The sequence below is a fragment of the Bradyrhizobium sp. genome, assembly GCF_019244115.1.
GTDB lineage: Bacteria > Pseudomonadota > Alphaproteobacteria > Rhizobiales > Xanthobacteraceae > Bradyrhizobium.
Window position 1 is genome coordinate 1 of sequence record NZ_JAFATE010000780.1, and the last position, 12254, is coordinate 12254.

Annotated in this window: 12 protein-coding genes; 6 read left to right on the forward strand and 6 right to left on the reverse strand. The window is 64.0% G+C overall.

Annotated features, from left to right (window positions below; genetic code table 11):
* The first annotated feature begins 300 nt into the window (after positions 1-300).
* A complete protein-coding gene (locus JOZ76_RS33360; RefSeq protein WP_291705638.1) occupies positions 301-1089 on the forward strand; it encodes an FkbM family methyltransferase in 789 nt (262 codons plus the stop codon).
* A gap of 184 nt (positions 1090-1273) precedes the next feature.
* On the opposite strand, the gene yidD is transcribed toward JOZ76_RS33360, so the two are convergent.
* Complete coding sequence (yidD, locus tag JOZ76_RS33365) at positions 1274-1603, reverse strand: membrane protein insertion efficiency factor YidD (RefSeq protein ID WP_291705639.1); 330 nt, start codon at positions 1601-1603, stop codon at positions 1274-1276.
* Positions 1604-1910: 307 nt separating this feature from the next.
* Here yidD and JOZ76_RS33370 point away from each other — a divergent pair, with 307 nt between their 5' ends.
* A complete protein-coding gene (locus JOZ76_RS33370) occupies positions 1911-2795 on the forward strand; it encodes a hypothetical protein (protein WP_291705640.1) in 885 nt (294 codons plus the stop codon).
* A 26-nt stretch (positions 2796-2821) separates the two neighbouring features.
* Here the strand turns inward: JOZ76_RS33370 and JOZ76_RS33375 are convergent, their stop codons facing one another.
* Complete coding sequence (locus JOZ76_RS33375) at positions 2822-3289, reverse strand: iron-sulfur cluster assembly scaffold protein (RefSeq protein ID WP_291705641.1); 468 nt, start codon at positions 3287-3289, stop codon at positions 2822-2824.
* A gap of 238 nt (positions 3290-3527) precedes the next feature.
* Between JOZ76_RS33375 and folE the strand changes: the two genes are divergently transcribed.
* The 4 genes from folE (at position 3528) to JOZ76_RS33395 (ending at position 7339) form a co-directional block, all read left to right on the forward strand.
* Positions 3528-4238 carry a GTP cyclohydrolase I FolE gene (gene folE, locus JOZ76_RS33380; RefSeq protein WP_291705642.1) on the forward strand — a complete coding sequence of 237 codons (711 nt, stop codon included), beginning with the start codon at positions 3528-3530 and terminating at the stop codon, positions 4236-4238.
* 23 nt (positions 4239-4261) lie between these two features.
* The gene (gene hisI / locus JOZ76_RS33385; protein WP_441300147.1) at positions 4262-4690 is read left to right on the forward strand and encodes a phosphoribosyl-AMP cyclohydrolase; all 429 of its coding nucleotides are present in this window, start codon (positions 4262-4264) and stop codon (positions 4688-4690) included.
* Positions 4691-4937: 247 nt separating this feature from the next.
* Positions 4938-5978 (forward strand): transglycosylase SLT domain-containing protein, encoded by a 1041-nt coding sequence (locus JOZ76_RS33390; protein WP_291705644.1) that lies wholly within the window; start codon positions 4938-4940, stop codon positions 5976-5978.
* Between the two features lie 185 nt (positions 5979-6163).
* Entirely contained in the window at positions 6164-7339 is a 1176-nt protein-coding gene (locus JOZ76_RS33395) for a DUF2336 domain-containing protein (protein WP_291705645.1), read from the forward strand.
* Positions 7340-7540: 201 nt separating this feature from the next.
* Here the strand turns inward: JOZ76_RS33395 and JOZ76_RS33400 are convergent, their stop codons facing one another.
* The 4 genes from JOZ76_RS33400 to JOZ76_RS33415 all read right to left on the reverse strand — a co-directional run bounded on the left by JOZ76_RS33400 (position 7541) and on the right by JOZ76_RS33415 (position 12054).
* A complete protein-coding gene (locus JOZ76_RS33400) occupies positions 7541-8119 on the reverse strand; it encodes an Hpt domain-containing protein (RefSeq protein ID WP_291705646.1) in 579 nt (192 codons plus the stop codon).
* An 11-nt stretch (positions 8120-8130) separates the two neighbouring features.
* The gene (locus tag JOZ76_RS33405; protein ID WP_291705647.1) at positions 8131-8676 is read right to left on the reverse strand and encodes a response regulator; all 546 of its coding nucleotides are present in this window, start codon (positions 8674-8676) and stop codon (positions 8131-8133) included.
* A gap of 222 nt (positions 8677-8898) precedes the next feature.
* Positions 8899-9702 (reverse strand): NAD kinase, encoded by an 804-nt coding sequence (locus JOZ76_RS33410; protein ID WP_291705648.1) that lies wholly within the window; start codon positions 9700-9702, stop codon positions 8899-8901.
* Positions 9703-9912: 210 nt separating this feature from the next.
* Positions 9913-12054 (reverse strand): adenylate/guanylate cyclase domain-containing protein, encoded by a 2142-nt coding sequence (locus tag JOZ76_RS33415; protein WP_291705649.1) that lies wholly within the window; start codon positions 12052-12054, stop codon positions 9913-9915.
* Positions 12055-12254 lie beyond the last annotated feature (200 nt).

A 12254-nucleotide genomic window follows, 5' to 3' on the forward strand; every position in this document is an offset into this window, starting at 1 on the left:
CCTGCGGGCATCTCACCCCGACGCCCAAATCTTCTCCGCCATTGCCGGAGGATATCCACTCCTGAAGAACGCGTATTTACACGGAGTGCCCTTGCTGGTTGAATATAAGTAGCCTTGTCTGGGCAGCCGGATCTCACTCTCTCGGCGCGACGTTCGCATTTTTTGAATTCGGTTTTGTTTCAATCGGTTGCAGCCTGAGGATTGGACGACAATGGATATCACCATAACGACTTGGCCCCTCCGCGCAGGCGTTCTCTCCTAAAACGCATTTTCTCTCACCTCTGCAATCCCAGGACGACCATGGATTACGCAGGTCAATGGACGTCGGACGACCGGACTGATCATCAGGTTGCGTCCCTCGCTGAAATTTCGCGGTTTTATGTCCGCGCCTTGAAAGCTCGATTCCGGGACCACAGGCCGGAATTTGATGCCATCAAGCGTCACATCCGGGCTGGCGATATCGTATGTGATGTCGGAGCCAACAAAGGCAGCTTCACGTACTGGCTGTCGCGATGGTGCGGGGAAAACGGGCGCCTGATAGCGTTCGAGCCTCAACCGCGCTTGGCTCACCGACTGGCCGTCGTTTGCGCCGACATTGGCTTGCGCAATGTAACGGTCGAGGCGAAGGCCGTTCATTCCTCGTCTGGTCTCGGTGAACTTTACATCCCCAGCGGACAGCGGCCCGGAGCGTCACTCAATCGGAGTCCTCGTTCGACCGGCAAATTTGACACCCTCCCGGTGCCGGTGATTTCTCTGGACGAGTATTTCAAGGAAAATGAGCGAATATCTCTTTTGAAAATCGACGTGGAGGGTGCGGAGCTCGAGGTCTTTTGGGGCGCCAGGCGGATTTTGGAAGAATGTTCGCCGGCTCTGATATTCGAATGTGAAGCCAGACATTTGATCGGGAAATCGGTCAGTGACGTCTTTGCCTATCTCGAATCCCTGGGGTACCGGGGCCGCTTTTTCTGCGACGGAGAGGCCCGCCCGCTATCGACGTTCAGTGTGGCAAGCCATCAGCGGCAAGAAGGCAAGTGGTTCTGGAAGCAAAAGAACTACTGCAACAATTTCATTTTCACCAAAGACGTTTAGGTCGCCATCATCGCAATGACGGTCCGTTGTCGAAGCCGCCCGGTGGCAATGACCGTCAAAACATGGCCTCGACGAGTTCGATGCGGGTCGCTGTATGGAGCCCGGGAGACACGTGCATGTCTTGGCGCACGGTTGAGAGACGCACACCGTCGGTGCCCGAGGTCAGCCTTGTCTCATTCTTGCGTCACGGCGCATTGACGCCACGCCAGCGTCCGTAGCGCCAGGGCAAGTACCATCGCGCGCCGGGCGGCCGCTCCTTCGGCACGTTGTCGATTCCGGAGGTGCCGAACGGATGGCAGCGCAATAGCCGCGCGAGCGTCATCCAGCCGCCGCCCCATAGGCCGAAGCGGTCGATCGCCTCATCCCCATAGGCCGAGCAGGTCGGCAGATGGCGGCAATTGTAGCCGACGAGCGGCGACAGCGTATGGCGATAGAGCCAGATCAGGGCGCGCCCGAGATTCCGCGGCAGCCGCAGCACCAAGCATACGATCGTATGTGAAGTCCCATCCGTCATGATGAAAGCGCAGCAATCATTCTTCTGTCAGGATAGCCGCTGCTGTCAGGATAAGTGCTGCTCCGTAGAGTTCCAGGGTGGGGGAACCTGCAACATGAGATTTCCGCCACACTTGTGAAAATTCGTATTGTGATTTGCCCACAGCGCTGCAGTCGCTATAGACGGACCCGCATTGACCCGGATAGCTTTTTCGCGACGCTTATAAGATGCACTCCTATAGCGTCGATGGGGGCTCGCGCTGCGCGTATGGGCGGGCGGGTACTGCTGACGTGGTGCTCGCCCGTACCGCCGCTCTGGAAGGACTAGATTGAACCTTATGAAGTCGCCTGACATTCGTGGCTGGTTCCTGAAGGGCGCTCTGGCCCTGCTCACCGTCACCGCTGCTACAGTCACGATTTTCGATTTTCAGGCGCAGGCCGGATCTTCCCTCGAGGAGCGGAAGATGCCGATGAAGTTCAGTTGGGTGGCCTGCCAGCCCAATTGCCGCGGCTGGGTCAGCGCCGTCGGCATCGTCACCGCGGACAGCCCGGGCGAGTTCGAGGCGTTTGCGCGTGGGCGCGATCTCGACGGGGTCACCGTCGTGCTGGATTCCAGCGGCGGCTCGGTCAACGACTCGATCACCCTCGGACGGCGCTTCCGCCAGCTGTCGATGCGGACCACGGTCGGCATCAGCATCCAGGCCCACACCACACAGGGCGATCGGCCGGTCGTCCTTCCCGAGGCCTATTGCGAATCGATGTGCGCCTACCTGCTGCTCGCCGGCAGGACGCGCTTCGTGCCCCAGGCTGCCCATGTGCGCGTCCACCAGATCTGGATGGGCGATCGCGCTGACGATGCGCAGGCGGCGAGCTATACCGCGCAGGACCTGATGATCGTCGAGCGCGATATCGGGCGGCTGGCCAAATACACCTTCGAGATGGGCGGGGCGGGCGATCTGTTGTCGCTGTCGCTGAACGTGCCGCCCTGGGAAGACCTGCACGAGCTGTCGCAGACCGAATTGCGGCTCACCAACCTGGCGACGACGGATGTGATTGCCGACGTTCTGCCGCAGACCGATGCGCCGCCGACGGGGGCAATTGCGGCCAAGTCGGTCCGTGACCGGTTCGCCGGCGGTGCCGACGCCGATCCGCAGCCGCGCAAGTCGACCAAGACCGCTGAGGCCACGGCTGCGACCGCGGCGCCTGCACAGTAGGACTCAAGTCGAGCCGGAAGAAGGGGTCAGCCCTGGGCCGAGGCCGCCTGCTTGGTCACGCCGCCTGCCTTCGCCTCGATCTGTCCGATCGCATCCACAACGGCGTCGAAAGTCAGCATGGTCGAGGCGTGGCGCGCCTTGTAATCGCGCACGGGTTCGAGAAGCGCGATGTCGGCCCATTTTCCCTCGGGCGGCGCGCCGTTCTCCTTCAACATTTTCCGAACGGTCTCGCGCAGCTCGCGGAGCTCGCCGGCGTTTGATCCCACCACATGGCGCGCCATGATCGAGGAGGAGGCCTGGCCAAGCGCGCAGGCCTTCACGTCGTGGCCGAAATCGGTGACCACGTCGCCATCCATTTTGAGATCGACCTTCACGGTCGATCCGCACAGCTTTGAATGGGCCGTGGCGCTGGCGTCAGGGTCGGCAAGCCGTCCGAGGCGGGGAATGTTCCCTGCCAGCTCGATGATGCGCCTGTTATAGATGTCGTTCAGCATGGATCGCGATCTCGGGACCTTTAGAGCCCTTGGAATGGGATCGGTCTTGGCGGGGCTATCCGTTGGACCTATATATGGTCGCACTGGGCGGAAATGGTAGCCTGATCGCGAGATGGAACCTCTTTAAGGCCGGCCGTCAGGAACACATGGTTTGGGAACACAGGCGTCTGGCGGCAGCTTCCGCCCCGTCTGCCGGTGACACTCCGGCTCGCAAGGCGAGTCGTCGAACGGAGCTGACATGGACGCAAAGATACAATCTCTTCGCCAGGGCAGGCCTGCTGATCCTAAATCCTCCGAATTGAAGCTTCCGGAAGCGCGGCCAGCCGAGCTGGATCCTGCGGAATTCCTCGCCGCCGCCGTTCGCCCCGACCAGCCGCGCCCGTCGCGGGCCGAGGCGGAAGCGGCGGTGCAGACCCTGCTCACTTATATCGGCGAGAATCCCACCCGCGAGGGGCTGCTGGACACGCCGCGGCGCGTGGTCGAGGCGTTCGACGAGCTTTACCAGGGCTATCACCAGTGCCCGGCCGAGGTCTTGGACCGCACTTTTGGCGAGACCGCCGGCTATGACGATTTCGTGCTGGTGCGGGACATCGAGTTCACCTCGCAATGCGAGCACCACATGATGCCGTTCTACGGCAAGGCGCACATCGCCTACACGCCGGTCGAGCGGGTGGTGGGCCTGTCGAAGCTCGCGCGGCTGACCGACATTTTCGCCCGGCGCCTGCAGACCCAGGAACATCTGACCGCGCAGATCGCGGCGGCGATCGATGAGATCCTGAAGCCGCGTGGCGTGGCCGTCCTGGTCGAGGCGGAGCATACCTGCATGTCGGTGCGCGGCGTCGCCAAGCACGGCGCGATCACCTTCACGAGCCGCTACACCGGCATGTTCCGCGACAATCCGGCGGAGCAGTCCCGGTTCCTGTCGATGGTGCGAGCGCCGCAGCGGTAGCTCGCCCTCGGTCTGCCTCGAGGATGGCTGTGTCCAGCGAAACGATCGATCGCGAAGAGGGGCTCAATCTTCAGCCCAAATTCGACATGCATGGGCTTGTGACCTGCGTCGCGACCGACGTCGCGACCGGCGACGTGCTGATGGTCGCGCATATGAACGACGAGGCATTGCGGAAGACCATCGCGAGCGGCGAGGCCTGGTACTTCAGCCGTTCGCGCAACACACTGTGGCGCAAGGGCGAAACCTCGGGCCATATCCAGCGCGTGGTCGAGATGCGGGTCGATTGCGACCAGGATGCGGTCTGGATCAAGGTCGAGCAGCACGGCGCCGCCTGCCACACCGGTCGCCACTCCTGCTTCTATCGCGCGGTAGCCGCCGGCGTGGGCGGGACCAGGCTTTCCCTGGTCGATGCGGACCGGCTGTTTGATCCGAAGGCGGTGTATCAGAAGTAACAGGTCATTCCGGGGCGCCTCCAACACGACCACGAGGGTCGCCCCTACCATTGACGGACCTGTAGGGGCGCCCCTTGTGGGCGCCCGTGCCCCTTGTGGCGCCCGCGTGTAGGACGGGACGACCACTGGCACCATCCCGGAATGACGCTCTCTTAACGCCCCATTAACCATGATCGCCGCAGGGTGAGAGCCCAGTGGCACCGATCACCGGTGCATCTGCCGCGCGAAGGAGCGGGGCCTCGAGACCATGGCGGTCGATCCAACAAACGTGACCGCATTGGCCGGGACCGGTGGCTCGCGCCTCAAGGTCGCCGCCGCGATCAAGCAGGCGGCCGATGCCAGCGGGACGAGCTTTGAATACCTGCTCGCCGCCGCGAAGATGGAGTCCGATTTCAATCCGACCGCCGGCGCCTCGACCTCGTCGGCGCACGGGCTCTATCAGTTCATCGACCAGACCTGGTTCGGCACCGTGAAGGAGGCGGGCTCCCAGCTCGGCTATGGCCAATATGCCGACGCCATCACCAAGACATCCGCGGGCGACTACACCGTCAGCGATCCCAGCGCGCGCCAGGCGATCCTGAAGCTGCGCGACGATCCGACGGCCGCCTCCGCCATGGCGGCTGCGCTGACGCAGTCCAATAGTTTCAAGCTCACCGGCAAGCTCGGCCGACGTCCGACCGACGGCGAGCTCTACATCGCGCACTTTCTCGGCGTCGGCGGTGCCGCCAAGCTGATCTCGAGCGCCGAAAACAGCCCGAACGCGGCTGCCGCGCGCATGTTTCCGAACGCCGCCGCCGCCAACCAGTCGATCTTCTATGACCGCAGCGGAAACGCGCGGAGCGTCTCTGAGGTCTATGGCGTGCTGAACGCGCGCTATGCCGGTGCCACTACCTCGCAGGTGACGCGCACGGCGCTCGCGGCCTACGGCGATACGCCGGCGAGCCCGCAACTCGCGAGCGCCGCGCCCTCGGCGCCGCGCGCCGTCGATAACGCGGCCTATCTCGCCAGCTTCCCGGATGTTCGTTCGACAGCGCCGGCCACCGTTGCATCGGCTGCTGCGCCGAACCGCCAGGCGGCATCGAGCGATGCGATCTTCCGCTCGCTGTTCCAGGTCGACGAACGCGCGCCGCCGGTATCATCCGCCGTTCACGAATTGTGGGGCAAGTCGCCGTCGCTAACATCGGCGGCAAGCGCGCAGGCGACCGCGCAAGGCACCAACGCGGCCTCCCGGTCTGCCCCTTTGGGGCTCGGCCTGTTCTCTGATCCCGACGGCACATTCAGCGGCTGAACGGCTTTGCGCGCGAGCGGATGGATTCCGCTACCGTTTCGCCCCAGAGTTTATTGCTCTTAACAAAATCTCAATGAAACCAGCCCCTTAGGGTGAACGCTTTGTTAAGCGTCGTGGTTTATTTTTGGTTTTGTTGGGACCGGCACACAGCCGTTCCTTTGAAAGTTGCGTAAGCCGGCAGGGCTATGATCGTTCGGCAGTTCATCAGTTGGGTCAGGACCGCGTCCGCAGGCGAGCGGGCCGAAGCGACACGATCGCTGGCGCGGGCGTGGCTGATTTCGGACCTCTCCGCCGAGGATCGCGCCGCCGCGGAAGGCGCGCTGTTGATGCTGCTGGATGATCCGTCGCCCCTGGTGCGCCAGGCCATGGCGGAGGTCTTTGCCCGCTCGGCCGAAGCGCCCGCCGCCATCGTCCAGGCGCTCTCGCTCGATCAGCCGTCGGTCGCGCTGCCCGTCCTTGAACATTCGCCGCTGCTGATCGATGCCGACCTCGTCGACATGGTGGCGACCGGCAACAGCGAGATGCAATGCGCGATTGCTCGCCGCATCGGGCTGCCGTCCTCCGTCTGCGCCGCCATCGCCGAGGTCGGCTCGGCCGCGGCTGCGCTCGAGTTGATCGAAAACGCCTATGCCGAGCTCGCGCCGTTCTCCTGGGATCGCATCGTCGAACGCCACGGTCATCTCGCCGCGATCCGCGAGTCCATGCTGCTGCTCGACGACCTGCCGGCCGCGACCCGCGCGGCGCTCGTCACAAAACTCTCAGAGACACTGGCGCAGTTCGTGGTGGCGCGAAACTGGCTCAGCGCCGATCGGGCAGGGCGGATCGCCGCCGAAGCGCGCGATCGCTCGACCATGAACATCGCCGCACGAAGCCGCGGTGAGGACCTTTGCGGCCTGGTGCAGCATCTGCGCTTGACCGGCCAGCTCACCGCAGGCCTGATTCTCCGCGCGCTGCTGTCCGGGAATCCGGGTCTGTTCGAAGCCGCGCTTGCGGAACTGTCGGAACTGCCGCTGCCGCGCGTCTCCGCGCTGCTGCATGACCGCAGCCGAGCCAGCCTCAACGCACTGCTGCGGCGCGCGGAGCTGCCGGAATCCACCTTCGCCGCGTTCTACATCGCGCTCGAGGTCTGCCACGAGAACGGTTTTGTCGACACGCTCGGCGGCGCGGCGCGGCTCCGCCGGCGGATGGTCGAGCGCGTCCTGACCCATTGCGAGACCGAGCGCGATGCTGCCGAGCCGCTTCTGATCCTGCTGCGGCGGTTTGCGACCGAATCGGCGCGCGAAGAAGCCCGCATGTTCTGCGACGAGATGGTCGTCGAAGAATGGATCGCTGCGCAACAGGACGACCAGATCGCGGCTTGATCAACTGCGACCGTCATTCCGGGGCGATGCGAAGCATCGAACCCGCAATCTCGAGATTCCGGTCCCGCCAGCGGGGCGACCACGAGGGTCGCCCCTACCATCGAGGGACCTGTAGGGGCGCCGCTTGTGGGCGCCCGCGTCCTGGGCGAGGCGACTGGCCGCGCGTTGCGCCGCCTTCGGACCATCCCGGAATGACGATCTCTAGTCGCCCGGCACGATGCTTGGCGCCATGATGGCTTCCAGATGCTCCGGGCGGTCGCGATTGACCTGCAGCAGATAGTCGTCGGCGACCTTGCGCAGCCGCCGGGCGAGCTCGCCCGCGATCGTGAGGCTGTCGAGCCGGGTGTGGTCGTGCACGATCGCCTGCACGGCCTGGACATGATGCGTGATCAGATCCAGCGGCACCTTCTCCAGATCGGGCGCGTGCTCGATGATCCGGCACAGACTGTCCGCTGTGGCGGCCGCCGCCGGGTATCCGAAGGTCGCGGCGTCGCCCTTGATGTCGTGGGCGGCCCGGAACAGCTCCGCGCAGCTCTTGTCGCCGAAACCATGCGTCAGGATCACGGCATGGGCGGCAGTCAGGCGGTCGGCTTCGATTGCCATCCAGCTCTTGAACTCGCCGGACAGGCCAGCCAGCGCCTTCTCGGCGCGCGTCACCGGGTCGTCGGACTCCGTCTCGCCGACGCGCCGCAGCACCTTGCGCAGCGGGTTCGGCTGCGTGATGACGTGGTGGTCGGCGTAGCTCTTGATGTCCAGCGCCTTGCGCTTGTCCTCTGTCATCGCGGCCTCCGCTAGATCGGGGAACGGGCCTTGTCGAGCAGCGAGGGCTGCTGAAGGATCTCGGCGTGGCCGCCGACACGGCGCTCGGGGCCCATATAGGCGGCATTGGTGTTGCGGCGGCGGTCGGGGCCGAAATAGGTCTTGGTCTTGATGAAGGGCCGGGGATTGGCGACCACGTTGAGAATGCGCTGATAGAGGCCCTTGGCCGAGATCGGCTTGGCGAGAAACTCGGTCACCCCGGCATCGCGCGCCACCGTGACGCGGCGCTTCTCGGAATGGCCGGTCAGCATGATGATCGGCGCGTAGGGGTTGCCCTTGGATTCCGGCTGCCGGATCATCTGGGTCAGTTCGAGGCCGTCGAAGATCGGCATCGCCCAGTCAGTGATGACGATGTCGGGCACGTAATGGGTGTACATTTCCAGCGCGGTGGCGCCGTCCTCGGCCTCATAGGCTTCGCGCGCGCCGAACGAGTGTAACAGCGTGCGCAGGATGCGCCGCATATGCGGGTTGTCGTCGCAGATCAGGAACCGCAGCTTGTTGAAGTCGATACGATACATGGCCGGCCTTAGCCACCACTGCCGGGTTTCGAAGTGCGCGCGACACGAGCATGGCGGCATTAACCATATCGTGGCCGCGGTTAACGAAGCGTTGCAAACGGCTGAAGTCAGGGGTGGCCGGAGGTCAAAACTCGCGGCAGAACCGCCGCTTAAGCCTGCGGCCTCAGCCCGTGACGACGTATAAGGTTAGTATCAGTTCAACTAACCTTAAGCCGTCGCGGATCAGGTGCTGAACTGCTCCATCAGGATGCGTTCTTCCAGGCTGTGGCCAGGGTCGAACAGCATCCGCATCGCGATGGTGGTGTCGGAGAGCACCTCGACCCGGAGCACGTCGCGCGCCTCGTCGTGATCGGCCACCGCGGCGACCGGGCGCTTTTCCGATTCCAGCACCTCGATCACGACAAAGGCGGTGTTGGGCAGCAGGGCGCCGCGCCAGCGCCGAGGCCGGAACGCGCAGATCGGTGTCAGCGCGAGCAGCGCGGCATTGATCGGCAGGATCGGTCCCTGGGCCGAGAGATTGTAGGCGGTGGATCCGGCCGGCGTCGAGACCAGGACACCGTCCGCCTTCAACTCGGGCATGCGCTCGCGCTCATCGATCAGGATGCGCAGATGCGCTGCCTGATGGGTCTGGCGGAACAGGGCGACTTCGTTGATGGCATGGTGGACATGCACGACGCCGTGCACGTCGGTCGCGCGCATCAAAAGCGGATGGATCATCGATTCCTCTGCTGCCGCAAGCCGCCCACGCAGGTCGTTGATGCTGTACTCGTTCATCAGGAAACCGACGGTGCCGCGATGCATGCCGTAGATCGGGGTTCCCGTCCGCATGTGCTGGTGCAACGTCTGCAACATCAGTCCGTCGCCGCCGAGCGCCACCACGACATCCGCGTCAGGCGCATCGCATGTGCCGTAAAGCGCCGTGAGCTGCGCGAGCGCCGCCTGCGCCTCCGGTCCCGAACTGGCGACAAAGGCAATGCGCTCGAACTTGCGGGCGGTCGAGACCTGGTGCGGACGTTCGGCACTCATCGCGCGTTCCCTGGCAAATCGGCGGTATCGGTCATGAAAGGGCGGGCTCGTGCGAGGCTTGGCGGCTTTGGCGTGGTCAGTCCGTCTATAGGAGGTTGACCGCTTTTGTCGAGATGGACCGTGATTGCTTTTCTGATGCCGAGGCGCTTTTTTGCCGAATGCCGACAACAATAATAAACATTCCACGCTGGCGCCGGGAGATTAGATCCGTCATTTCTCCAAAAGGCTGCGCACCGGCTCCCAACCGGCCATTGGCGCGTCTTTTGCCGCCGCTCGTGCACGATCGCAAAACAGTGCGCTCGGCTCATCGTGCGCCGCCGCGCGTTCGAAACGCGAGGCCGCGAGTTCGAACTCCTGCTTGCGCCAATGTGCGAGGCCCGCCGCGTAGTCCGCCATCGCGGTCCGCTGCGCCGGCGCGAGTTCCGATGCGAAGGCGACCAGCTCATGGATCTTGAGCGCCTGCGTCCGCCCCTTGACCCTGACGGTATCGAGCTCTCGCCAGGCAAATTCGGCGCCCGCGAGCGCCACGGTCGTCTCGGAGGCGATAATCGTGGTGCCGTAAAACCTGTTCGCTCCTTCGAGCCGCGAGGCGAGATTCACCGCATCGCTCATCACCGAGTAGTTGAAGCGGCGCTGTGACCCGAAGTTGCCAACCAGCGCCGGCCCCGAGTTGATGCCGATGCGTTGCGATATCGTGTGGCCCGCAAACGCGTTGGCCTCCCGGTTCAGCTCGGCGAGCCGGGCGTTGCAGCCGAGTGCCGCGCGCGCCGCGCTTGCGGCATGTTGCACGTCATCGACCGGCGCGCCAAAGATCGCAACCACGGAATCGCCGATATATTTGTCGACGTAACCTCCAAAGGATTCGATGATGTCGGTCATTGCCGACAAATAGGTGTTGGTCAGGCGCATCAGCGCATCCGGGGCGAGCTGCTCGGCGATCTCGGAAAACCCGGCGATATCGGAAAACAGCACCGTCACCTCGCGCGTTTCGCCGCCAAGCTGCGGTGGCTTGTTCGAGGCCAGCATCTTGTCGATCACATGCGGAGCGAGATAATAAGCGAAGCTTCTCTGCAGCAATCGTCGCTCCTTGTCGGTTATTGCGAACCGATAGCCTGTGGTCGCGATCAGGGCGGCAAGGCCGGCCCCGATCGGTTCGATCAGCGGCAGGACCAGCGCGTGACCAAAGGCAAATGTCGCGGCGCCCAGGTAGGCTCCGGCCGCGCCGACAAAGGCCGCCACCGCACCTGATGGTTTCAGCGTCCGCGCAAGGGCGGCCGACAGCAATGCAAACAGCGCAGCAATGACGAAGACCTGCGGACGCGGAAATTCGCGCGCCGCGTCCTTGCGGATCAAATTGCCGATTGCGGTCGCGTGGATATAGACGCCCGCGATCGATCCGTGTTCGAAACGGCCACCGATCGATCTCTCCGGCAGCGCGCATCGCGGCCGTCGCGCGGCTTCGGTGCGCGTCGCGAAGCGCTTTGAGGTGAGGCGACGGTCTTCCTGATCCTGCACAGCGCCGATCAGAACCACTTTGCCTTCGAACTCGCGACGGAAATAGTCCTTCTCTCCATTGCTGGCGCACTGACGCAGGTCGGCGAACGAATAGGTCGGAATGTCGTCGCTGCCGCCGTCGAAATTGAGCGTCATCGTGTTCGGCAAGGCACCCGGGATCGGGTAGCCGTCGAGGGTGATCTGGCCGTCCTCATGCGTATCGGGCTGCTTGCCGATCGACCGTGACGCCAGTTCGAGCGCCATGCCGGGGGTCTTGTTGCCGCCCACGACGAAGCTCAGCGGCAGCCTGCGAATGATCTCGTCGCTGTCGGTATAGACGTTCAGCGGCCGGATGTTCTGCTGGTGGTGGACAGCGATGCGCTGGCCGGGCGCTGGCAGGATCGGCTGGTTGCCGCGCAGCTCCTCGCCGAGCACGACCTTGCCGGCAGATGCTGCCTCCGCCAATGCGCGCAGGAAATCGCGGTCAAAGCCGCGGATATGCTCGCCGAAGGTGCCGTCGCCGAACGGGATCTCCGATTGCTCGATCGATCGTTCGAACACGATGTCGAAGCCGACGACACTGGCGCCGCCTTCCAGCACGGCGCTTAGGACGCGCGCAATCTCGCCGGTCCAGGTCGAGGTCGGCGAGCCCTCGAACGGCGCCGTCAGGTAGGTCTCCTCGTCGAGCGCTACAACGGCCACCGGGCTCGTGGCCGGATCATGCCGAGGACCAAACATTTCCCAGCGAGAGAGCGTCAGGATATCGATCGACAGACCGTGCGCTTTTTCGAACAGCGGCGAGACCAGCGCGGCGGCGCAGACCAGCGCAATCGCTGACACCGCGAGCGTGTCCCGCATCGTGCGCGCGATGCTCAAGGTTTGGCCTAATCCATCTGAAGCAGGCGCCCGAGCAGCGGCGTCGCGCCGCCCTTTGCCTGCGGATCGATGCGGAAGACGATCGCGGTCTCCTTGAAGCGCGCGAGATAGGTGCCGCCAGGGGCAAGCTGCCGATTGTTTTTGGCAAAATCGAAGAACCTGCCCTTGATCTGGTTGCCGCC